Origin of the sequence: Staphylococcus ureilyticus (assembly GCF_025558845.1) — a bacterium.
In the GTDB taxonomy this organism is placed as follows: Bacteria; Bacillota; Bacilli; order Staphylococcales; family Staphylococcaceae; genus Staphylococcus; species Staphylococcus ureilyticus.
In genome coordinates, this window is record NZ_CP094825.1 from 493,038 (window position 1) to 517,466 (window position 24,429).

A 24,429-nucleotide genomic window follows, 5' to 3' on the forward strand; every position below is an offset into this window, starting at 1 on the left:
GAACTATATAATAAAAATATTTAATTTATATAGTATATTATGATAGGCTTATGTATAATTTTGGTTTCATTGAACGTTTTTTGCTATACTAATAATGATAAACAGGGTCATGTTGTCAGATGATTAATGTAATCATGCGTGATCATTGTTAGTGAATGAGAACTTAAAAGGGAGTAGAGTATGAGATGACTAGAAAATCAATTGCTATTGATATGGACGAAGTACTTGCTGATACAGTAGGTGCACTGATTGAAGATGTGAACAAACGTACAGATTTAGGTATAACCTATGATATGTTGGACGGTAAAAAATTACGTCACGCAATGCCCGAACATGATGGCTTATTGCATGAAATTTTACGCGAACCAGGTTTTTTCAAAAAATTAAAAGTGATGGCACATGCTCAAGAAGTTGTGAAAAAATTAACTGAATACTATGATGTTTATATTGCTACTGCTGCAATGGATGTTCCTACATCATTTCATGATAAATATGAATGGTTAAGAGAGTATTTTCCATTTTTAGATCCACAGCACTTTGTTTTTTGTGGACGTAAAGATATCGTAAATGCAGACTATCTCATAGATGACAACCCTCGTCAGTTAGCTATATTTACAGGTAAGTCAATTATGTATACTGCGTCTCATAATGTAAACGATGATCGTTTTACACGTGTAGATGACTGGTATGATGTTGAAAAGTATTTCTTAGGTGACCGTGATTATGATATATAAATTTAATGACATGAACGTATCTTTGTGTGTTTAAATATGTAATTTTAATGATGCTATACTTAAAATGTGCAGAATCTTGAAAATCCATGAGTGAGCGGGCGATAAGTTCAAGTGTACCTATTTATACTTTAAGTGAGTAAACATTTCTAAACGCTATATCAAAAGGACTAATCCATTGTGTACGTGGATTAGTCCTTTTTAATAAGATTTTATTTAGTAAACATTATATATAGTGTATTTATTCATATTCATTATCAGGCGTATTTTCAGGTAACGTTAAAATTTGTATTGCTTCAGGTATGACTTCAATATGGATAGGTGTTTTTAATGCAATTTCTCCGTCGATGTCCACCTTCATTTCCGGTGTGGTCTCTATTTTGATATCTTTAGATAATAAATGCTGAATACCGTTTGTCATATGGTTCCAGTTCATGCTATCTCTTTGTTTAAATATATCACTCAATACACTCGAACTGTGTTCTTTAAAAATAAATAAATTCAGATAACCATCACTAGGTGAAAGGTCTGTTAAAGGTATGCGACTGCCTCCTATAAATGACCCATTTGCAACAACGAGCATTGCAGTATTACCATCAATAACTTTACCGTCAACGGTTAATTGATAATCAAAATGCTCCGGATTAAGCAAAGTTTTAACCGTAGATCCTACGTAACTCAATTTGCCGAAGATGTCCTTATTACCGTTTTGAACATTTTCTGCATTTTGAACAATGAGCCCCAATCCAGCAAAGTTTAGTGCGTATTGATCATTGATTTTCATAACATCATAAGACTGCAACTCTGATTGAATAAGTTGTTGACTGGCTATTTTATGACGTGGACTCAGGTTTAATGTTTTAACAAAATCATTAAATGTGCCACCTGGAATAATACCAATAGGGATATTCAATTCATGTTGCATTATGCCATTGATTAATTCATTGACAGTACCATCGCCACCAAGTAGGAAAATGATATCTACATCGTCACTATAACTTTGGTCTTTAATCTTCTGACAAAATCTTATAATATCACCTTCGTCTTCACTTAGTTGGAGCGACAGATGTTTACAAAATGTAGTTAAGGAAGCTGCCACATCTCCAAGTCCTCGATATATATCTTTAATACCACTGTATTCATGATAAAATAAGACACCGTGTTTGAATTTAGTATTTTCCAATTTTTTCACCATATTCTTTTAAATTTTGTTGCTTATTCACTTTACCCATATTTTCATAGTTATAATTATATAGGAAGAGTTGGTGGCATTTACTTCATTTTTAAATTTTTTGCTGTGACAATTTTTCGCAAGGATGAATAAGATAATGTTTATCTGACCTTTAGCGCATGAAAAAACCCACTTACTCAATAAAGTGAGAAGTGGGCTTGATACGTATGCTATTTAATGCCACGCATACCTTTGACGATTTTTGGTACAAATGCTAAAACAATCAAACTAACTACAATTGCAATACTTCCTAAAAATAGGAAATAATTTTTGTGTCCCAGAGGCTCAATGAGCTTCACTAAAGTACCATTTATAGCTTGCGCACAGGCATTTGTTAATAACCATAAACTCATCATTTGTGTGTTGAAAGCTTTTGGTGCGAGTTTAACTGCTGCACTGTTACCTGTAGGTGATAAACAGAGTTCACCGATAACACAAATAATATAAGACAAAATAACCCAGTTGACACTAATGTCTGCTCCGCCAGCTGAATGTCCAATAGAGCCAATCATTATGTAAGAAGCACCTGCTAATATTGCGCCTAGAACAAATTTTGTTGCTATGCTTGGTTGACGTCGAGCCATTTTGGCCCAAATCAATGAAACCACTGGCGCTAACAATACAATAAATAACGGATTTATCGACTGGAAGAGTGTAGGGCCGAAATCTGTTTTCCACCCAAATAGATTTAATTTCATGTCACTGCTTTCAAATGCAAAGAGATTAAGAACGTTAGCACCTTGTTCTTGAATAGACCAGAAAATTACGCCAAGTATAAATAGCGGTATAAATGCGATTACTCTTGAGCGTTCATCATCTGTGACTTCTTTACTTCGAATCATAATTGTGAAATATACGATTGGTAAGGCAATCCCTAGTATAAGTACTGTTGTACTAACTAAATTAAATGATAATGTGCCTGTTAAGCCAGTAATTAATAATACAACTGCAATGATTACAATGATTGCAGCAAATAAAATACCATATTTTTTCTTCTCGCTTTTATTCAATGGGTTAGTTGGTTTTGTTCCAATTTGACCTAAATTTCTTTTATTGAAAAATATATACCAAACAAGTCCAAGCGCCATACCAATGGCAGCGATTAAGAACCCGCCGTGGAAGTTACCTGTATGTACAAAGCGATCTAGAATAATAGGTGAAATTAATCCGCCTAAGTTAACCGACATATAGAATATAACAAAACCAGCATCTATTCGTGTATCTCTATCGGGATATAATCTACCAACAATATTTGAAATGCTTGGCTTCATTAAACCAGAACCTACAATAATAAAGAACATAGAAATAAATAATCCTATGATATCTAAAGGTAAACTTAAGAAGATATGTCCAATAATGATTAGAACACCACCGTAAAACGTTGCTCCGCGTGTCCCTGTAATTCTATCGGAAATCCATCCGCCGAGTACAGATGTCATGTATATCAGTGCCCCGTATACTGCCATAATTGACTGAGCAGTACTTTTATCCATGCCGAGTCCACCATCTTTAATAGCGAAATACATGTAGAAAATGAGTAAGGCACGCATACCGTAATAGCTGAACCTCTCCCAAAATTCAACAAAGAATAATACGCCTAGCCCTTTAGGGTGTCCAAAAAATCCTTTTTGTGGGATGGATTGAACCGCTTGTTCATGGGCTTTATCTTGATTTTGCATAAAAACATTCCCCGTCCTTTCAATACTCCCTATAAGAATGTATAAAAATGATTTTACGCTTAATTAAATTAAATTTCAATAATATTCTTAAAACAACAATATTCGAAATATTCTGATTTATTTTCAATTTATATAAGCATAAATCTTTATTTATTTATATTTAAATGGGTGGCAGTGTATTATTATACAAAAAAAGCAATATAGAAATCTGATTTCAAAGATTTCTATATTGCTCACTTAGAAATATCATAATTTAAGCAATTAATATACACCTTTCATCGCACGTTTTACTTTTGGTGAAATGATTAAGAGTATAACCCCAATAACGACTGCTACTAATCCTGAGTACATAAAGTAATCACTTTGATTCATTTTTGTATATACAACTACAAGCTGGGCATTAAGACCCTGTGCAGTTGCGTTACTTAACATCCATAAACTCATCATACGTGCAGTAAATGTCAGTGGTGCAAGTTTTGTAGTTGTTGATAAACCAACAGGTGATATACACAATTCACCAATTGATATTAATAAGAAGCTTAGTACAAGCCATAGAGGATTAATCAACTCATTTCCTGATGCTAACGGAATAATCATCACTAAATATGAAAGGCCTGCAATGATAGCTCCAAAAGCAAATTTATGAACTGTTGGTGGATTATGTTTTCCTAGTTTCATCCATAAAGTTGCAAATACTGGTGCAAGTATCACAATGAATACTGGATTTAATGATTGTGCCCAAGAAGCAGGAATTGAAAAATCAATTAAACCATTGGTTAATGTTTTCATTTCTAATTGAGTTTTTGTATCTGCAAACGTCGCAAGTATCGTTGAACCTTGCTCTTGAATCATCCAAAATGCCACAGATGTGATATATAAAGGTACGTAACTGTAGACTCGTGAACGTTCATCTTTTGTAACATCTTTGCTCACAATCATATTAATAAATATGTATATAGGTAGTACGATTCCTAAAATTGTGATTAAAAGACTAAAGTTTCCTAATGTAAGTGCATTATTTAAATGTAAAATAAATAAATAGATTAAAAATAAAACAATGACGCCAACAGTGATTAAAGTGAATTTTTTGATTTCTGGTTTTGTTAATGGATTTGGCACATTACGACCTGCAAGGCCAAGATATTTTTTACGTTTTAAAATATAAACGACTAATCCACAGAACATACCGATTGCTGCTGCTAAGAAACCTGCGTGGAAACTGATTCTTGTTTGTAGATAGCCTGTAAGTAGTGGTGCAAATATACTACCTAAATTAATTCCCATATAGAATAACGTAAAAGCTGCATCTCTTCTAACATCGTTACGTTCGTATAATTCTCCTACTGTTGTAGAAATATTTGGTTTTAATAACCCTGTACCAGCGATAATAACACCAAGTGCAATTAGTACAAGTGTTAAATTGTTTGGTAACGAAAGTAAAATATGTCCAATCATAATGAGGAATCCACCATAGAAAACTGCATCTTGTGTACCAGTGATTCTATCTGCAATCCATCCTCCGATGATACCTGACATATAAATTAAAGTACCGTAGATTGCGACAATTTGCATGGCAACACTTTGCGGCAATCCAAAGCCTCCATCAGCCACGGCATAATATAAGTAAAAAATTAAAATGGCTTTCATACCATAATAACTGAATCTCTCCCAAAATTCAGTGAAGAATAAAGTGCTTAGTCCTTTTGGATGCCCAAAGAAACCTTTGTTTGGGATGTCTTTAATAATTTCTTCATGTGTATAATTCGATCTTTTCATAATTTCCCTCCCCTTTAACGGTTGGATATATTTTATACTGTATCTCATAATTTAACAAGTATGAATTGATTTAATATAAAATACATTCAAAAATACAAAAATAAAATATTTTAATAAAAAAAGCTGTTAAGCCTTTATCGAACGAGACTTAACAACTTTTGGTTTTTGTTTATCCTATTGTATTAACGATTATCTATTTTTTCTGGATAGAGATCATGATTCATTAAACGATGTTCTGCCATTTTTTCATATTTACTGTCAGGGCGACCATAGTTTGTATAAGGATCAATAGATATACCACCACGAGGCGTGAATTTTCCCCAAACTTCTATATAATGTGGATCCATTAAGTCGATGAGATCATTCATAATAATATTCATACAGTCCTCATGAAAATCGCCATGATTTCTAAAGCTAAATAAATACAATTTTAATGATTTAGATTCTACCATTTTAATATTTGGAATATACGAAATATAAATAGTAGCAAAATCAGGTTGACCCGTAATAGGGCATAAAGATGTAAACTCAGGACAATTAAATTTAACAAAATAATCACGGCCCGGGTGTTTATTATCAAATGATTCTAATACATCTGGTCGATAATCAAAATCATATTTATTATTTTGGTTTCCTAGTAAAGTAATATCTTTTAAATCTTCATGTTTACGTCCTTCAGACATCGTAATTGCTCCTTTAATATTTAGATTTTTGTTCCTTTTTCTGAACGGTTAACGGTTGGCGTCTTGCTTTTTCAAACATATAATAGCTTGCACCAATAATAATGATATAACCTAGAATTGCATAGAAATCTGGTGACTCACCAAATAAAATAAAACCAAATAGCGCGGTGAATATAATAGATGCGTACGTAAATATTGAAATATCTTTAGCCGGGGCAAAACTATAGGCTAAGGTAATACCTATTTGACCAGCAGCCGCAGCTAAGCCAGCACCGATTAAATAAACAACTTGCATGACAGACATTGGTTCGAATGTAAATATCGTAAATGGAATGAGTGCTATTATAGAGAAGAAAGAAAAATAAAAAACAATCGTATATGGTGCCTCTTTGCTACTTAATGCTCTAACACAAGTATAGGCACTTGCCGCGAAGATACCTGATAGTAATCCGGCAATCGCTGGAATCATAGAAGAAGAAAACTCAGGTTTCACAACGAATAACATACCCAAAATGGCTACGATCATAGCAATAAATTGGTAATTGCGTACTTTTTCATTTAAGAAAATCAAACTAAGTAGTATCGTCCAAAAAGGATTTAATTTCATTAATGTATCTGCGTCACTAAGAATCATATGGTCGATGGCATATATATTTAATAATACGCCAATTAAGCCAAGCGCAGAACGAGATATTAATAAAGGCTGGCTACTCAATTTACCAAAAAGTGGTTGTTTGTACTTAAATATAAAATACAAAGGAATAAACATTGCCACTAGGTTTCTTGCCAATGATTTTTGAAAGACAGGGAGATCTCCAGCTAATCTAAAAAAAACAGACATAAAGCTAAAACCAACTGCAGAAATTAGAATAGCAATAATACCTTTTATTTTTGGATTCACATATATCGCCTCAATTTTAAAATTTTAACGTATCTATATTAGCATAGTTAATTAGAAAATGTATATATGCTTGAATTTAAAAGGGAAATATATTAAAGTATAAATACGAACAAATGTTCTGTTTGTATAGTGTTTCATTAAGAAATTTTAAAAGTAATTAAGTATACCAATTAGTTCTAAAATATAATATATGAAGCGCAATATATAAGGTCTAGGGCTAGATAATCCAGATATATCAAGCTTTAAAAAGAAATTAAAAAAAGCAAGCATTGAGCCTCTAAAAGTCGAAAAAATATTTTTTAAAAATTTAAAATTGAGTTTAAGGTTGAATTGGTGCCATTTTCATACTGTTTTCATTGTTTTGACATAAATTAAAGACTTTTAATAAGGCGATGAGTTATGTATAATGAAACACATAATATAGTATTAATGGCCAGGGCGAAACACTATATATTGTGTTTTGATACGTGGTCAATTTATTTATAATAAATCAAATTTTAAGTAAAATCACACAGTTTCAGGCTTTAAATAATGACAAATAAGGCATTAATACTTAAATGTTGAGTTTTTACATACCTACTTATAGAATTACAAGTTACTATATATAGTGGTTATTTCAATCATTTAATACATTCAAAAACAACACCTCGAAAGCCTTACAATTTTTGATTTTCCAACTTACGTATTTCTATTTAGAAAGAAGGTGAGCCAATGAAAGTGGTATATTTTTCGTTTTCCGGCAATGTGCGCAGATTTATAAAAAAAACCGAACTGACAAATGTTATGGAAATCACGCAAAATAATTGTTCAGAGAGAATTGAGGAGCCATTCGTTTTGGTCACTGGGACAATAGGATTTGGTGAGGTACCCCAACCAGTTCAAGCGTTTTTAGAAGTAAATGATGATTTATTAAAAGCTGTTGCAGCTAGCGGAAACCGTAATTGGGGACAAAATTTCGCAAAAGCTGGACGATTAATTTCGGAACGTTACCAAGTTCCATTATTATTGAAGTTTGAAGTACAGGGCACTGCAGATGATATAAATGAATTTAAAGATAAGGTGGGAAATTTCAATGAAGATTATGGACGAGAAGAAATACAATCATATTGAATTAAACAATGAGGTTACAAAAAGAAAAGATAATGGTTTCTTTAATTTGGAAAAGGATCAAGAAGCACTAGCAGTTTATTTAGAAGAGATTCAAGATAAGACAATCTATTTTGATACTGAAATTGAACGCTTACATTATCTCGTGGATAACGATTTTTATTTTGACGTTTTTGAAAAATATTCAGAAGCGGATTTACAAGAAATTACAGATTATGCTAAAAGTATTGACTTTCGTTTTGCCAGTTATATGTCAGCAAGTAAATTCTTTAAAGACTATGCGTTGAAGACAAACGATAAAACACAGTTCTTAGAAGATTATAAGCAACATGTTGTAATCGTTGCACTATATCTAGCAAATGGTCATAAACCGACAGCTAGACAACTTATCTCAGCTATGATTGAACAACGTTACCAACCAGCAACGCCAACGTTTTTAAATGCTGGGCGTGCGCGTCGTGGTGAGCTTGTGTCATGTTTCTTACTAGAAGTAGACGACAGTTTAAATTCAATCAATTTTATAGATTCTACAGCGAAACAGTTAAGTAAAATTGGTGGCGGTGTTGCTATCAACTTATCTAAATTGCGTGCTAGAGGAGAAGCGATTAAAGGTATTAAAGGCGTGGCAAAAGGTGTATTACCTGTTGCTAAATCTCTTGAAGGTGGATTTAGCTATGCTGACCAATTAGGACAACGTCCTGGGGCTGGTGCTGTGTACTTAAATATTTTCCATTATGATGTAGAAGAATTTTTAGATACTAAAAAAGTTAACGCGGATGAAGATTTACGATTATCAACTATTTCTACTGGTTTAATTGTACCTTCAAAATTCTTTGAACTGGCAAAAGAAGGTAAAGACTTTTATATGTTCGCACCACATACAGTTTATAATGAATATGGTGTAACGTTAGATGACATTAATTTAGATGAATACTACGAAAGTTTAGTAGCCAATCCAAATGTTGATAAAAAGAAAAAAGATGCTCGTGAAATGCTAAATATGATTGCACAAACACAACTGCAATCTGGTTATCCTTATCTAATGTTTAAAGATAATGCGAATAAAGTACATCCTAACTCTAATATTGGTCAAATTAAAATGAGTAACTTATGTACAGAAATCTTCCAATTACAAGAAACGTCTATTATTAACGATTATGGTATCGAAGACGAAATAAAACGTGATATATCTTGTAACTTAGGATCTTTAAATATTGTTAATGTTATGGAATCTGGAAAATTTAAAGATTCAGTGCACACAGGCATGGATGCATTGACAGTGGTCAGTGATGAAGCAAATATACAAAATGCGCCAGGTGTTAGAAAAGCTAATAGTGAATTACATTCAGTTGGATTAGGCGTTATGAATCTACATGGTTATCTAGCTAAAAATAAAATTGGTTATGAGTCTGAAGAAGCAAAAGATTTTGCTAACATATTCTTCATGATGATGAACTATTATTCAATTGAAAGATCCATGGAAATTGCAAAAGATAGACAAGAAACATTTAAAGACTTTGATAAATCAGATTATGCGAATGGGAAATATTTTGAGTTTTACACTTCGCAAACGTTTACACCAAAATATGAAAAAGTACGTAAATTATTTGAAGGTTTAGAAATTCCTTCACCTGAAGATTGGAAAGCATTACAAAAAGAAGTTGAAACTCACGGCTTATTCCACGCATATCGTTTAGCGATTGCACCAACACAAAGTATTTCTTATGTTCAAAATGCGACAAGTTCAGTTATGCCGATAGTTGACCAAATTGAGCGCCGTACTTACGGTAATGCAGAAACGTTTTATCCAATGCCATTCTTATCACCAGAAACAATGTGGTATTACAAATCTGCATTCAATACTGATCAAATGAAATTAATCGATTTAATTGCTACGATCCAAACACATGTGGATCAAGGTATTTCTACAATTCTTTATGTAAACTCAGAGATATCAACACGTGAATTATCTAGATTATATGTTTATGCACATCATAAAGGGTTGAAATCTTTATATTACACTAGAAATAAATTATTAAGTGTTGAAGAATGTACGAGTTGTGCAATATAAAACGAGGCTATCTAATTTAATGAACAAGGAAATATGAATCTTGAAATATCGCATATGTTTTAAAAACAAAAAGGTAATGCATTAAGTGAACATGATTTAAATTAAAGTGTATCAACATTATAGAAATAGAGTCACTTATGCAGAGGGATAGAAAATCTAAAGATATATTTAGATTTCTGTCCCACTTTCTGTGTTTTATAATTCAAATAAATATTTACTAGATAGGGGAATTATCTAAATGAAAGCAGTCAATTGGAATACTCAAGAAGATATGACAAATATGTTTTGGCGACAAAATATTTCGCAAATGTGGGTAGAAACTGAATTTAAAGTTTCAAAAGATATTGCAAGTTGGAAAACATTATCCGATGAAGAAAAAAATGCATTTAAAAAAGCATTAGCAGGTTTAACTGGTCTGGATACACACCAAGCAGATGATGGCATGCCATTAATCATGTTACATACTACAGATTTACGTAAAAAAGCGGTTTATTCCTTTATGGCGATGATGGAACAAATTCATGCTAAAAGTTATTCTCACATCTTTACAACTTTATTACCATCTAGCGAAACAAACTACTTATTAGATAAATGGGTCCTAGAAGAGCCACATTTGAAATTTAAATCGGATAAAATTGTAAATAATTATCATAAATTATGGGGTAAAGAAGCATCGATTTATGATCAATATATCGCACGTGTATCAAGTGTTTTTCTAGAAACATTTTTATTCTATTCTGGTTTCTATTACCCATTATATTTAGCTGGGCAAGGTAAAATGACAACCTCAGGAGAAATCATTCGTAAAATTTTATTAGATGAATCTATTCATGGTGTGTTTACTGGGATGGATGCGCAAAGTTTACGAAATGAATTGTCTGAAAGTGAAAAACAACAAGCAGACCAAGAAATGTATAAACTATTAGATGAATTATATAAAAACGAAGTTTCTTATACACAATCTTTATATGATGACATCGGTTTAACTGAAGATGTGCTTAACTATGTAAGATATAATGGTAACAAAGCATTATCAAACCTTGGATTTGATCCGTACTTTGAAGAGAGAGAATTTAATCCAATTATCGAAAATGCGCTAGATACATCTACAAAAAACCATGATTTCTTCTCTGTTAAAGGCGATGGTTATACATTAGCGCTAAACGTTGAAGCATTACAAGATGAAGATTTTATTTTTGAAGACTAAATTGTGACCATTTCAACTATCATAATAATATAAAATTTAGTGATTGCAGATGTCTGAAATATAAGCAATTTTTAATCACCAATAAACGTCAGTTTCTATTGAAATTATATAGAAATTGACGTTTTTTAATTTGTATAAGTTTCGTTCGATGTACTACAATTTACAAATTTTATGCCAATACAACTAATTCGAACACTAATTTTGTTTTATGTAATAGTTAAATGAGTGATTCAAGTGAAACGACAAAAATTTCTATAAATACTTGAGTATAAAATGAAAGTACTTGATTAAATGTCTTAGTTTCTAATTTAGATATTTTTGACATAAATGGAGAATTGTTTTGATAATCTCTATTATTGCTATTGAATTTACTTGCAAAGATGATAAAATTTAATTTATAGGTATTGATAATGATTATCACATTCAATACGATATAGCGTTTATGAAAGGATTAATTACTCACTATGAAATTTTTACTAAATGGCGTTGTCTTAGCTATTATTTTATTCTTTTTAACTATCCTTTCTTTATTTATAGGCGTTAGTAAAGTATCGATTACTGATATTTTTCATTTAACGCATGAACAAATAAATATCATCGTGTCTAGTAGGATCCCCAGAACTATAAGTATCTTAATCTCTGGCAGTACTTTAGCGCTTTCTGGACTTATTATGCAGCAGATGATGCAAAATAAATTTGTGAGTCCAACGACAGCAGGGACAATGGAATGGGCCAAGTTAGGTATTTTAATATCAATGATATTTTTTCCACAAGAGAATATTATTATTAAATTAATATTTGCAGTAATATTAAGCATCGGTGGCACATTCTTATTTGTTAAATTAGTACAGTACATAAGATTCACAGATGTTATTTTTATTCCACTTTTAGGTATTATGCTTGGTGGTATTGTGTCTAGCTTAGCGACATTTCTTGCTCTAAAAACGAATACTGTACAAAGTGTAGGCAACTGGCTTAACGGAAATTTTGCTATCATTACGAGTGGTAGATATGAAATATTATACTTAAGCATTCCTTTATTAATACTTACATATATATTTGCTAATCATTTCACGATTGCAGGGATGGGGAAAGATTTTAGTAATAACTTAGGCGTTAACTATAAAAAAATAATAAATATTGGTTTATTTATCACTGCGACTATAACAGCGCTTGTAGTTGTTACAGTGGGGACATTACCATTTTTAGGCCTCATTGTTCCGAATATTGTGTCAATTTTTAGAGGTGATCATTTAAAACAAGCATTGCCTCATACAGCAATGTTAGGGGCAGTATTTGTTATGTTTTCTGACATAATTGGTAGGATTATTGTCTATCCATATGAAATAAATATTGGTTTAACAATTGGTGTTTTTGGCACGATTATTTTCTTAATCTTATTGATGAAAGGAAGACATAATTATGCAGATTAGTGCTAAATCAAAGTTAATGATATTAATCGCTATCACTTTATGTGTTGCTTTAATTTATCTTTTCATCGGTATTGATTTCGAAATTTTTAGATACCAGTTTATCAGCCGTTTTAGAAAATTAGTGCTTATGCTATTGGTAGGTGGAGCAATTGCAGCTTCAGTAGTCATTTTTCAGGCAATTACAACGAATCGTTTGTTAACACCGTCGATTATGGGGCTTGATGCTGTATATATGTTTGTGAAAGTATTGCTAGTATTTGTGTTTGGTGTACAGTCTGCATTTGTTACTAATATATATTTAAGTTTTGCTACTTCACTGTTAGTAATGGTTGTATTTTCACTATTACTATTTCAAGGTATCTTTAGAATTGGTGATGTGTCAATATACTTTATTTTACTCATAGGAGTTATTTTAGGCACTTTCTTCAGAAGTATCACTGGATTTTTAGAACTGATTATTAATCCTGAAGACTTTTTGGCAGTCCAGAGTTCAATGTTTGCCAATTTTGATGCTTCCAATAGTAAATTGGTGATGCTGTGCGGAGTTATATTAATGATATTAATCCTTATTACAGTGATTGCGATACCGTATTTAGATGTACTTTTATTAGGCAAAGACCAAGCAATTAATTTAGGTTTGTCTTATAAAATGGTTACAAGATTATTACTTATACTTGTTGCGATATTAGTATCCATCTCTACTTCATTGGTAGGTCCAATTACATTTTTAGGATTGTTAACAGTTAATCTAGCACACGAATTGATGAAAACCTATGAACATAAATATATATTGCCGGCAACGATTTGTTTAAGTTGGTTGAGTTTATTTATTGCACAGAGTGTAGTGGAAAATTTATTTGAAGCGACGACGCAAGTGAGTATCATTATAGACTTAGTAGGTGGAACGTACTTTATCTATCTATTAATTAAAAGGAGACATGCGAATTGATACGTGTTCAAGGATTGACTAAAACGATTCAGGATAAAACGATTTTAAATGACATTAATGTAGAAATCAGTAAAGGGCGTTTAACTTCAATGATAGGTCCAAACGGCGCTGGTAAGAGTACCTTATTATCAGCAATCACACGCTTGATTGATTTCGATAAAGGAACTATTGAGATTGAGGGGAAAGCTATATCTGAATATAAAAGTAATGAGTTATCTAAAAAATTATCTATTTTGAAACAGGCCAATCATACTGAGTTAAATATTACTGTGGAGCAACTTGTTAATTTTGGAAGATTTCCATATTCGAAAGGACGCTTAAATGAGGCGGATCGAGCGCAAGTTGAGTATGCACTTGAGTTATTGAATCTTAAAGAAATTAGACACCGTTACTTAAAAACATTGTCAGGTGGTCAACGACAACGTGCATATGTAGCTATGACGATAGCACAGGACACAGAGTATATTTTGCTTGATGAACCATTAAATAATTTAGACATGAAACATTCAGTTCAAATTATGAAAACATTACGTCAACTCGCTAAATCACTCAATAAAACTATTGTTGTTGTCATACATGATATTAATTTTGCTTCGTGCTATTCAGATGACATCATTGCATTGAAAGATGGAGAAATGGTCAAAGCAAGTACTAAAGATGAAGTTATACAAGAAGATACGCTTAAGACACTATATGATATGGACGTTAAAATTGAAGACATTCGCGGACAACGTATTTGTGTATATTTTGATGAAGAAACAGCAGAGTATGAACTATCGATATTACAATCAGTCTAAAATGAAATGGTTGTTAATGAAGGGAGTGATGCAACTGCAACGTTGTTCATTTTAAAAGGCATATTGAAATGGTGATTAACTTTATTATTCCAGGAGGATTAAACATATGAAGAAATTTGCTTTATTTATGGTTATAGGTTTAATGTTTTTATTAGTAGCATGTAGTAATGGAGGTTCAGACGACAAGAAGTCATCTGACACAAAATCAGATAATAATGAATCAAACAAAACAGTTAAAATAGAAAATAATTATAAAGCTAATGGTGAAAAGCGTGATGGCAGTGACGCAAAATCTGTAAAAGAATCAGTTGATGTTCCAGTAAATCCTAAAAATGCAGTTGTCTTTGATTATGGTGCATTAGATACATTAAAAGAGTTAGGACTTGGAGATAAAGTTAAAGCACTTCCTAAAGGTGAAGATGCTAAATCATTACCAGATTTCTTAAGTGAATTTAAAAGTGATAAATATTTAAATACTGGTAGTTTGAAAGAAGTGAATTATGACAAAGTTGCAGAAGCAAAACCTGAGGTAATATTCATATCTGGACGTACAGCTAACCAAAAAAACTTGGATGAATTTAAAAAAGCAGCACCAGATGCTAAAGTTGTTTACATAGGCGTAGATAATAAAGATGAAGTTAAGTCGCTTAAAGCCAACGCTGAAAAAATAGGTAAAATTTATCAAAAAGAAGATGAAGTTAAGTCTCTTAATAAAAAATTAGACGATAAAATCGCAGGTATAAAAGAAAAAACAAAAGATTTAAAAGATCAAAAAGCGTTATATTTATTAGTAAATGAAGGTGAATTATCAACATTTGGTCCAGGTGAACGTTTTGGTTCTATGATATTTAATACAATGGGCTTTACACCAGCAGATAAAGAAATTAAAGAAAGTAATCATGGACAAAATGTTACAAATGAATATGTTGCAGAAAAAAATCCTGGTATTATTTTTGCGATGGACCGCGGACAAGCTGTAGCAGGTAAATCTACTGCTAAAAAAGCATTGAGCAATGATGTCATCAAAGATGTTGATGCGATTAAACATAGTAAAGTATATGAATTGGATCCAAAACTTTGGTACTTCTCAAGTGGTTCAACAACAACTGCAATTAAACAAATTGAAGAAGTTGAGAAAGCATTAGATAAAAAATAATAATAGGCATAAGTGGGGATTGTCTTAATAACGTATACTAATAGCAGTGAAAATCACTTTAAACGTGAATTCACTGCTTTTTTAATATGGTATAGTCTTGCTTACCAATAGTTATTAAATGTGACAGGGGTGCGCTTGATTAGTCTCAATTGTTTTTTGTTTGGCTCAGTACTAAAATGACATTGAGCACTTAAGTAATAAATTGATTTAAAAACTTGTATAATGAATAAAAACAGTAAAAGAAGGTGACATAAAAATGATTTTAGATAATGTGAACCCAAATGATTTATTTCCAACAGAAAAGAAAGGACCTAGTGTATTGGGTACGATAGAGTATTCTGTACAAGGTTCTACAGAATTTGAAGGTGCGTTTATTGCTACAAACGAACGCATTATTTTAAATGTAGATATGAATGGGGAATTCTATTATAGAAGTATAGGTTATGATGAAGTAGAGAAAATTACATACGAAGACGGTCGCATTCATTTCACATTTAATATTGGACCAATGCCGATGAAAGATATACAAAAAGGTGATACAGAAGCGTTTGTACAATTTGTAAAGGACAAAATAAACATTCAATAAGAAGATAGTGTTTAAGAGAACGTGCCTCTACTATGTTTAAAATGGATTTACGATATTTGAATATATCAAAGAGCGAGACAGAAATTAGAAAAATAAATTTCTGTCTCGCTCTTATTGTTAAACGCCAATTATATAGAAAAGTACGTGCTGTAATGATATTTACAGCGATTATTAAAATGGGCATCACAGTTTGGACAAGCTTCAATCAACATATATGCATTGATTGTCATTTCATGTTTACATACACCACATAAAATAGCTTTTGTATTAAACTCTTCAGTTTCCCATCTTTGTATTGGATGAGAGGTGTCTTCATTATGACATTTATAACATGGATAATATTTATTACAGCATTTGAATTTAATTGCTATTACATCTAACGGTGTATGGTAATGTGTACAACGTGTCTCGCTATCTACAGTTGCACCATATATTTTTGGCATCTTATAACACTCCTAACGTTCAATAGGATGCTCACCGATGATTCTAACTTCTGGATGAAGTTCAACATCAAATTTAGCTTTAACTGTTTTTTGTACGTGATGTATTAAATCTTCGTAATCAGTTGCAGTACCTTTATCTACGTTTACCATAAAACCTGCATGTTTCTTTGATACTTCTACGCCACCTATGCGATAGCCTTGTAGATTTGAATCTTGTATTAATTTACCAGCAAAATGTCCTGGTGGTCGTTGAAAGACGCTGCCACAAGATGGATATTCTAGTGGCTGTTTTGTTTCCCTTCTTTCAGTCAAATCATCCATTTTCTCTTGGATATCTTGTAGATTGCCAGGCGTTAATGTAAATGCAGCTTCTAATACAACTAAGTGTTCTTTTTGAACGATACTATTACGATAATCTAACTCAAGCTCTTTGTTTGTTAGTGTGATTAAGTCTCCTTTTTCATTAACGCATAGGGCATAATCGATACAATCTTTGACTTCACCACCATAAGCCCCCGCATTCATAAATACAGCACCGCCAATTGACCCTGGGATACCACAGGCAAACTCCAATCCAGTTAGTGCATTGTCTCGTGCAGTACGTGATACATCAATAATTGCAGCACCACTTCCTGAGATGATTGCATCATCTGAAACATCAATATAATCTAACTGGAGTAAACTGATGACAATGCCTCTAATTCCACCTTCTCGGATAATAATGTTTGAACCATTCCCTAAATACGTGACGGGGATATCGTTTGTGTAAGCAAAATGGACGATAGCTTGTACATGCTCATTTTGCGTTGGAGATAAGTAATAATCTGCTTGACCTCCCGTTTCAGTGTATGTATAGCGTTTTAGTGGTTCGTCAACTTTTATAATATTTTTTGGAACTATTGCTTCTAATTCTTTTAAGATGTCATCTTTATGCAATTATAGAACATCCTTTCCTGTTGAATTCATTTATATATTATACCAATGATTTAACTTGTTTGCTAAACAGTATATCGCTTTATTGAAAACGATTCAGTTTATTTATTCTTTTAATATTTAAACGTTAGTGATGTGTGTTCGATAAATCTTTATTAATTTCACGGAGTAGTTGTTTAAAAAGTAATTGTTTCTGATTTTCGTATTCACGAATTGGCGCTGTATCAGTTGCTAAATTGTACTTTTGTTTTCCGAAATGAGTTGCTGAAGATGCATTGATTGTTAAATAATAATTTGTCTTCAGATAATCATTATAAAGTTGTGAGTCTATTTGAACAATATGTAATCGAGCAATTTGTTTTAAATCAATGAGATTATTAAATTGAGCCATAACTACTTTTTTGTGATATGGATGATGAAGTCTATAAAAACCTTGATAATTTAGTCTTTTTTCATCTAAAGCAGTGATATCATGTAAATCATCTACCCCTACTAATACATCTAAAATAGGTTCAGTAGGGTAGTTGAAGTGGCTAGTCCCTCCAATATGATGTGTTGTTTTTACTGGTGTATCTAAAAGGGTCAATAATTTATGACGTAGCATCTTATATTGTTTAATAAAAGTTTGCTGAACATCTTCTTTGATAAAAGGTTGAACATCCGAATACATTGAATTAAATCACTCCTTTAAATGATCAAAATAAATTGTTAAACTATAAATTCTGGAATAATATATCATATATTATTTTCAAGTTAAATAAGTTTCTGTATAATACGTAATGATAAGGAGTGCAGAAATGAAAAAATTAATGTGCTTTGTTTTATTAGTTTGTTTTGCTGTCGTAATTGTTGCTTGCGGACATGAAGGTGCCAACGAATTTAAAGATTTCGATAGCACTTTAAATGATGTAAAGCAAAAAGAAAAGGCGTTCAATAAAGAAATGGATTCTATTGATTTAGAAAACATTAATGATTTAAGTAAAACAGATATGACTGATAAAAACAAAAAAGAATTTAATCAATTGCAAAACAATTTGAATAGCAAGTTAATACCTAAATTTGAAGCATATGAGAAAGCTACAAAAAATCTGCCAGCACAGTCCGAAGAAACCAAAGAATTAAAATCTAAATATTTAACATCAATCAAAAAGAAAAAAGCTGCGATTGATGAACTTAAAACATTTGTTGATTTATACAATCAGTCAGTTAAAGCAAATGAAGATATTTTAGATTATACAAAACTTTTCGAAAAGAATAGATCACAAGTAGAAGAAAATATGAAAAAAGCTAATAATGCAGGTGAAAGTGTTAAAGGCTTTAAAGAGAAATTAGAACAAAATAATAAAGATTTAAAAAATACAGCGGAAAAAGAATCAAATGCTAGAAGTGCTAAATCAGAGCAACAAGCCATTGAAAATCAAATTATGCCATTAATAAAAAAACAAATTAAAGACTTAAACAAGGCAGAAATTACAGATGGTTATGTGAATGATGCGCGTAAAAATACGATTGAGATGTACTACAGCTTACAAAATTACTATGAAACAAGAGAAGAGACAATTGAAATTGGTGAAGCAATAGCTAAAATAGACATCAATCAATTACCGAAAGAAAGTAAAGATTTAAAACAATATGATAAGGATTTTAATAAAAAGTATGCCGAAATAAAAGGTAAATATCAATAATAAATTATTCAATTAAGTTATGAGATTTGTAATAAACTGTTAACAATAAAAAGGTAATTGTGTATAATTGGAAACAATGATATGTGAATATCATTGGAATTTCACACTTTTAGATACAATGTGGTGTGTTAAATATTTTTAGAGGTGAATAGAATGGCTATAAAGCTGAGTTCGATTGACCAGTTTGAGCAAGTTTTAGAAGAAAATAAATATGTATTTGTGCTGAAACATAGTGAAACATGTCCTATTTCAGCCAATGCTATTGATCAATTTAACAAATTTTTATATGAAAGAGATATGGATGGTTATTATTTAATCGTACAACAAGAAAGAGCTTTATCAGATTATATAGAAGAAAAAACAAATGTAAAACATGAATCGCCACAAGCATTTTATTTTGTGAAGGGACAAGCGATTTGGAATGCAAGTCACGATCATATTAATGTGAAATCTTTGGCAGGCGCTGAAGAGTAAAAAATAAATATTTAAAAATGAAACGCTTGTTAAGCTTTAAGTTATATTAAAAGGTTTAGCAAGCGTTTCTTATAATGTGAAAAATTGTGTTTTGGCATGTATAATATAAAGTTGAATTAGTCATAAATCCACGGGTAATTGAATATTGATCATTTTATCAGGCGTGGTATTCGCGTCAATTTAAAAATAAAGCTATGAAAAATGTAAGGTAATATGAATATTAGAGGTGACAAAATGAAAGTATTAGTAGCGATGGATGAATTTAATGGTATTATATCTAGCTATCAAGCCAATCGGTATGTAGAAGAAGCGGTTGCTAGCCAAATAGAGAAAGCGGATATCGTACAAGTACCGTTGTTTAATGGTCGGCATGAATTGATGGATTCTGTCTTTTTATGGCAATCAGGTACCAAATACAGAGTGGTTGCCCATGATGCAGATATGAATGAAGTAGAAGCAGTTTATGGTATTACAGATAATGGCATGACAATTATTGAAGGCAATCTATTTTTAAAAGGACAACGACCAATTATAGAAAGAACAAGTTATGGTTTAGGTGAAATTATACTTGATGCAATAGAAAATGGTGCTGAACATTTAATTATTTCGTTAGGTGCTATTGGTAGTTTTGACGGTGGTGCTGGTATGCTTCAAGCACTCGGAGCTAAATTTTATGATGACGAAGCGCAAGAAATCGATGTTACGCAAGGCAGTCGTGTACTAAAATATATTAGACGTATAGATATTTCTCAAGTTAATCCAAAATTGAAAGATATGAGAATTCAACTTATGTCAGATTTTGATAGTAAATTATATGGTAAAAATAGTGAAATTATGCAAACATATGAAAATTACCAAATTTCGCATCAAGAAGCGGCTGAGGTAGATAATTTAATTTGGTATTTAAGTGAGATGTTTAAAGCTGAATTGAAAACTGCACTAGGGCCTATTCAAAGAGGTGGCGCTGGTGGAGGTATAGCTGCAGTGTTAAACGGCTTATATGATGCTGAGATTATGACAAGTCATGAACTAGTGGATCAGATTACACATTTAGAATCATTAATTCAACAAGCAGATTTAATAATATTTGGTGAAGGTGTGAACGAACAAGATCAAATTTTAGAAACGACGACCGTTCGCTTAGCTGAGTTAGCTACAAAATATAATAAACCGTCGATTGCCATTTGTGCTACTGATGATAAATTTGATTTGTTTGAATCGATGGGTGTAACAGCAATGTTTAATACATTTATCGAAATGCCGCAATCCTTTACAGATTTTAAAATGGGCATTCAAATTAGACATTATACGGTTCAAGCGATTAAGTTATTGAAAACACAATTTGATGTTAATCAATAAAACAAGTATGCATCGTTGTCTATAGATGTGCTAGAACGATAAAATTACTAATTAAACATCGGCAAAATTGCCCTGAACAACTTGTACCAAGTAAAACCGCCAATTTCTGTAGATTTACAATAGAAATTGACGGTTTTTTTAATAGCGTTTGGAGATGATGAAAAATAGCACCATTATAACGATGACACCTGATGGCATTGTAGGTTTAAGCAAGCATAACATTGCAAAAGGTATGGGAACGTGGACTAGAAATGTATGCATAACCAAAATGATAAAACATAAATTTAAAAAAGAGGATGGAACAGAAATCTGATTATATTAAAAAGATTTCGTCGTTCCACCCTGGCAAGTAAAAAGTGATTACATAAGCTAGCTCAAGCATAAGCCTTAATAACGCAATAAATTGAGCGGCAATATTAAGGATTACCTGAGCTAGCGCTCTAAATGGTACCGATATTACTTATTATTTTGATAAGTTACTACTACTTCTTGGGCGATACCAACTATAACCTCAACCGCTTTTTCCATGACATCAATAGATGCATATTCGAAAGGACCATGGAAATTATCACAGCCAGTAAAAATGTTAGGGGTTGGCATTCCCATAAATGAAAGTTGTGAACCATCTGTACCACCACGGATTGGTTCAGTATTAGCTGGGATATCTAATTTGTCAAAGACACGTTTAGGAATATCTATAACATGTGGCATAGGCTTGATTTTTTCTCCCATATTGTAATACTGATCGTTTATTTCAACTTCAATGGGTTCATCTTCAAAATGACTATTGATATCATTTTTAATTTCTACTAAACGTTTTTTACGTAAATCAAACTCATGTTTATCATGATCACGAATAATATAGTAAAGCTTTGCTTTCTCAACATCACCATCAAATTTCATTAAATGATAAAAACCTTCATAACCTTCTGTACGTTCAGGCACCTCATTTTGTGGTAAAAGTGCATTGAATTGCTGGCCTAAAAGTACAGCGTTGACCATCGCATCTTTTGCGGAACCTGGATGAACATTTACACCATGACAAGTTACAGTCGCTTCTGCAGCGTTAAAACTTTCGTATTGTAACTCACCAAATTGACTACCATCCATTGTATATGCAAAGTCAGCATTAAAACGTTCGACATCAAATGCATGTGGCCCTTTACCGATTTCTTCATCCGGTGTAAAAGCTACTCTGATACGACCATGTTTGATTTCTGGATGCGATGTCAAATGTTTTAAACCTTCCATAATTTCAACGACGCCAGCTTTGTCATCTGCTCCTAATAGCGAAGTACCATCTGTGATCATTAAAGTATGTCCTTCTACTTGTTTCATTGCAGGAAAGACATCTTGGCTTAAAACTCGATTTGTATCACCAAGCTGAATTGGTTTCCCATCATAACGCTCAATGATTTGTGGATTGACATTTGTGGCATTGAAATCAGGTGAAGTATCAACATGTGCTAAAAAACCGACAGTCGGGATAACTTCGTCTACATTACTTTCTAATGTTGCAAATAAATAGCCATTTTCATCAACATCAGTTTCTAAACCCAAATCAGTTAATTCATCATTCAATAAATCCAATAAATCCCACTGCTTTTTAGTGGAAGGTGTTGAATTTGAAAGTGGATCAGATTGTGTATCAATTTTGACATATCGCGTAAGTCGTTCAATAATATCATTTTTCATAAAAACACCCCTTATGCTCTGTTATTCATATTATATGATTTCTTATATATTTTACCATTCATTTTACCAATATGTTGTTTTATGCGTGTATAAATATAATAAATAATCTCTGCACACAGAATACCAAAAGCAATTGCACCCGAAATAAGTGTTACTTCGAGAAATGTATTGACGGCATGTGTATATTGGTTACTCACTAAGTAACGTGTTGCTTCATACGCAAGTCCTCCAGGGACAAGCGGAATAATGCCAGGCACAATAAAGATGATGACTGGTCTTTTATAACGTCTACTCATGGTATGACTCATAATTGCTAATATAAAACTCCCTAGAAATGACGCCATAACTTTGCCTAATTCTAAATCAAGGGTTACTTTATAAATAATCCATCCCATAGCACCAACGAAACCACAAGCTAAAAGGAGACGTCGAGGTGCATTAAAAATAACAGAAAATAGCATCGTTGCTAAATAACTAATAATAAACTGTAAGACATAGTAGCCAATGACCATTTGAGCACTCCTTTTTAAAATATTAATAATACGATTGCAACACCAGCGCCTATAGCAAATGATGTTAGTGCCGCTTCGACACCGCGAGACATACCAGCGACGAGTTCTCCTGCCATAAGGTCACGAATAGCATTTGTAATTAAAATACCAGGAACTAATGGCATGACACCTGCAATGGTAATAATATCTTGGTTTGCTGCCATGCCTAATTTTGAAAATGAAGCTGCTATCGTAATCACAACTGCAGCACTAATAAATTCTGAAAAGAACTTTATTTGTATATAACGTTGAACAAAGTCAAAAGTTAAAAATGCACCAGCTCCTGCAAGAATTGCAAAAAAGAAGTCATTCATAACTCCACCAAACATAAATAAGAAGAAGCCACATGCTATGGCGGCAGCAAAAAATTTAGTGATAGATGAAAACTGTAGTGATGCATGATGTAAATGTATGAGTTCAGATTTTGCTTCATCTATACTTAATTGATTACTAGAAATCTTTCTAGATAAACTATTTGTTAATGCAATTTTTTCTAGATCAGTCGTACGCTCACGTATACGGATAAGTCTTGTATTTGTACGGTTATTGAGTGAAAATATAATCGCTGTAGATGTTACAAAACTATATGTATCATCTAAGCCAAAACTTGCTGAAATTCTATTCATCGTATCTTCAACGCGATAAGTTTCAGCGCCACTTTCAAGCAATATTCTGCCTGCGATGAGCACAACGTCAATCACTTTATCTTCATCAATGATAGTGATCGAATCAGACATAGCTGGGCACCTCCTAAATTTTTCGTAAATCAATCAATAGAAAGTTTACCGTGTACTAAGGTAACTTTCAATAGTATTTATTTCAGTACAGATTGTTATTATCATTAACCACCTATATTGTAACAAACTTAAATTTATAAATGATATGTTTAATTATAAAAAATATTGAAGTCATGCATATGAGTTGTTATAGCTTAAGCATATTTGCATGTGTACACTAACGATTTAATCACGTTACTTTCAAA

At 32.1% G+C, this 24,429-nt stretch carries 24 protein-coding genes; 13 read left to right on the plus strand and 11 right to left on the minus strand.

Translation table 11 applies throughout. The features are described from left to right. Positions 1 to 185 precede the first annotated feature (185 nt). Positions 186 to 734 (plus strand): 5' nucleotidase, NT5C type, encoded by a 549-nt coding sequence (locus MUA21_RS02300; protein ID WP_107526271.1) that lies wholly within the window; start codon positions 186 to 188, stop codon positions 732 to 734. Positions 735 to 972: 238 nt separating this feature from the next. Here the strand turns inward: MUA21_RS02300 and MUA21_RS02305 are convergent, their stop codons facing one another. From MUA21_RS02305 to MUA21_RS02325, 5 genes are all read right to left on the minus strand, one after another. Beyond that, on the minus strand, positions 973 to 1,914 hold the full coding sequence (locus tag MUA21_RS02305) for a diacylglycerol/lipid kinase family protein (protein WP_438873800.1): 942 nt from the start codon (positions 1,912 to 1,914) through the stop codon (positions 973 to 975). A 218-nt stretch (positions 1,915 to 2,132) separates the two neighbouring features. Beyond that, on the minus strand, positions 2,133 to 3,641 hold the full coding sequence (locus tag MUA21_RS02310) for a peptide MFS transporter (protein ID WP_070039070.1): 1,509 nt from the start codon (positions 3,639 to 3,641) through the stop codon (positions 2,133 to 2,135). Between the two features lie 261 nt (positions 3,642 to 3,902). Then, complete coding sequence (locus MUA21_RS02315; protein WP_262561730.1) at positions 3,903 to 5,417, minus strand: peptide MFS transporter; 1,515 nt, start codon at positions 5,415 to 5,417, stop codon at positions 3,903 to 3,905. Positions 5,418 to 5,599: 182 nt separating this feature from the next. Then, positions 5,600 to 6,100, minus strand: a complete 501-nt coding sequence (gene queF, locus MUA21_RS02320; protein WP_046207405.1) for a preQ(1) synthase — start codon at positions 6,098 to 6,100, stop codon at positions 5,600 to 5,602. Between the two features lie 13 nt (positions 6,101 to 6,113). After that, positions 6,114 to 7,001: a DMT family transporter gene (locus MUA21_RS02325; protein WP_262561731.1), complete on the minus strand. Its 888-nt coding sequence runs from the start codon at positions 6,999 to 7,001 to the stop codon at positions 6,114 to 6,116. 711 nt (positions 7,002 to 7,712) lie between these two features. Between MUA21_RS02325 and nrdI the strand changes: the two genes are divergently transcribed. The 8 genes from nrdI to MUA21_RS02365 all read left to right on the plus strand — a co-directional run bounded on the left by nrdI (position 7,713) and on the right by MUA21_RS02365 (position 16,307). Beyond that, positions 7,713 to 8,111, plus strand: a complete 399-nt coding sequence (gene nrdI, locus MUA21_RS02330; RefSeq protein ID WP_262561732.1) for a class Ib ribonucleoside-diphosphate reductase assembly flavoprotein NrdI — start codon at positions 7,713 to 7,715, stop codon at positions 8,109 to 8,111. After that, positions 8,074 to 10,179, plus strand: coding sequence for a class 1b ribonucleoside-diphosphate reductase subunit alpha (gene nrdE, locus MUA21_RS02335; RefSeq protein WP_262561733.1), 2,106 nt, complete (start codon positions 8,074 to 8,076; stop codon positions 10,177 to 10,179). Before nrdI ends, nrdE begins: the two co-directional genes overlap by 38 nt. 238 nt (positions 10,180 to 10,417) lie before the next feature. Continuing rightward, positions 10,418 to 11,386: a class 1b ribonucleoside-diphosphate reductase subunit beta gene (nrdF, locus tag MUA21_RS02340; protein WP_019469517.1), complete on the plus strand. Its 969-nt coding sequence runs from the start codon at positions 10,418 to 10,420 to the stop codon at positions 11,384 to 11,386. 464 nt (positions 11,387 to 11,850) lie between these two features. Continuing rightward, complete coding sequence (locus MUA21_RS02345) at positions 11,851 to 12,819, plus strand: ABC transporter permease (protein WP_262561735.1); 969 nt, start codon at positions 11,851 to 11,853, stop codon at positions 12,817 to 12,819. Next, positions 12,809 to 13,768, plus strand: coding sequence for an iron chelate uptake ABC transporter family permease subunit (locus tag MUA21_RS02350; protein ID WP_107360119.1), 960 nt, complete (start codon positions 12,809 to 12,811; stop codon positions 13,766 to 13,768). Before MUA21_RS02345 ends, MUA21_RS02350 begins: the two co-directional genes overlap by 11 nt. Further along, entirely contained in the window at positions 13,765 to 14,565 is an 801-nt protein-coding gene (locus tag MUA21_RS02355) for an iron ABC transporter ATP-binding protein (RefSeq protein WP_046207411.1), read from the plus strand. The genes MUA21_RS02350 and MUA21_RS02355 overlap by 4 nt, the downstream gene beginning before the upstream one ends. A 106-nt stretch (positions 14,566 to 14,671) precedes the next feature. Then, positions 14,672 to 15,721 carry a ferrated catecholamine ABC transporter substrate-binding lipoprotein SstD gene (locus tag MUA21_RS02360; protein ID WP_262561736.1) on the plus strand — a complete coding sequence of 350 codons (1,050 nt, stop codon included), beginning with the start codon at positions 14,672 to 14,674 and terminating at the stop codon, positions 15,719 to 15,721. A 256-nt stretch (positions 15,722 to 15,977) separates the two neighbouring features. After that, positions 15,978 to 16,307: a PH domain-containing protein gene (locus MUA21_RS02365; protein ID WP_107525900.1), complete on the plus strand. Its 330-nt coding sequence runs from the start codon at positions 15,978 to 15,980 to the stop codon at positions 16,305 to 16,307. Between the two features lie 128 nt (positions 16,308 to 16,435). Here the strand turns inward: MUA21_RS02365 and MUA21_RS02370 are convergent, their stop codons facing one another. From MUA21_RS02370 to MUA21_RS02380, 3 genes are all read right to left on the minus strand, one after another. Further along, the gene (locus MUA21_RS02370; protein ID WP_070657651.1) at positions 16,436 to 16,750 is read right to left on the minus strand and encodes a CHY zinc finger protein; all 315 of its coding nucleotides are present in this window, start codon (positions 16,748 to 16,750) and stop codon (positions 16,436 to 16,438) included. Between the two features lie 12 nt (positions 16,751 to 16,762). Further along, positions 16,763 to 17,686, minus strand: coding sequence for a UDP-N-acetylmuramate dehydrogenase (gene murB / locus MUA21_RS02375; RefSeq protein ID WP_046207415.1), 924 nt, complete (start codon positions 17,684 to 17,686; stop codon positions 16,763 to 16,765). 124 nt (positions 17,687 to 17,810) lie between these two features. Next, positions 17,811 to 18,353, minus strand: a complete 543-nt coding sequence (locus MUA21_RS02380; RefSeq protein WP_046207416.1) for a GrpB family protein — start codon at positions 18,351 to 18,353, stop codon at positions 17,811 to 17,813. A gap of 127 nt (positions 18,354 to 18,480) precedes the next feature. On the opposite strand from MUA21_RS02380, the gene MUA21_RS02385 reads away from it, so the two are divergent. From MUA21_RS02385 to MUA21_RS02400, 4 genes are all read left to right on the plus strand, one after another. After that, positions 18,481 to 19,368 carry an EMYY motif lipoprotein gene (locus MUA21_RS02385; RefSeq protein ID WP_073343194.1) on the plus strand — a complete coding sequence of 296 codons (888 nt, stop codon included), beginning with the start codon at positions 18,481 to 18,483 and terminating at the stop codon, positions 19,366 to 19,368. Between the two features lie 153 nt (positions 19,369 to 19,521). Further along, complete coding sequence (gene ytxJ / locus MUA21_RS02390) at positions 19,522 to 19,842, plus strand: bacillithiol system redox-active protein YtxJ (RefSeq protein ID WP_019469507.1); 321 nt, start codon at positions 19,522 to 19,524, stop codon at positions 19,840 to 19,842. A 234-nt stretch (positions 19,843 to 20,076) separates the two neighbouring features. Further along, positions 20,077 to 21,201, plus strand: a complete 1,125-nt coding sequence (locus tag MUA21_RS02395; protein WP_107525901.1) for a glycerate kinase — start codon at positions 20,077 to 20,079, stop codon at positions 21,199 to 21,201. 154 nt (positions 21,202 to 21,355) lie between these two features. Beyond that, positions 21,356 to 21,514: a hypothetical protein gene (locus MUA21_RS02400; RefSeq protein WP_176745311.1), complete on the plus strand. Its 159-nt coding sequence runs from the start codon at positions 21,356 to 21,358 to the stop codon at positions 21,512 to 21,514. Positions 21,515 to 21,657: 143 nt separating this feature from the next. Here the strand turns inward: MUA21_RS02400 and pepT are convergent, their stop codons facing one another. From pepT to MUA21_RS02415, 3 genes are read right to left on the minus strand one after another with little or no spacing between them, the layout of a single operon-like run. Beyond that, positions 21,658 to 22,896 carry a peptidase T gene (gene pepT, locus MUA21_RS02405; RefSeq protein WP_262561737.1) on the minus strand — a complete coding sequence of 413 codons (1,239 nt, stop codon included), beginning with the start codon at positions 22,894 to 22,896 and terminating at the stop codon, positions 21,658 to 21,660. A gap of 11 nt (positions 22,897 to 22,907) precedes the next feature. Next, positions 22,908 to 23,408 carry a threonine/serine exporter family protein gene (locus MUA21_RS02410; RefSeq protein WP_046207420.1) on the minus strand — a complete coding sequence of 167 codons (501 nt, stop codon included), beginning with the start codon at positions 23,406 to 23,408 and terminating at the stop codon, positions 22,908 to 22,910. Positions 23,409 to 23,422: 14 nt separating this feature from the next. Continuing rightward, positions 23,423 to 24,184 (minus strand): threonine/serine exporter family protein, encoded by a 762-nt coding sequence (locus tag MUA21_RS02415; protein ID WP_262561738.1) that lies wholly within the window; start codon positions 24,182 to 24,184, stop codon positions 23,423 to 23,425. Positions 24,185 to 24,429: the final 245 nt, after the last annotated feature.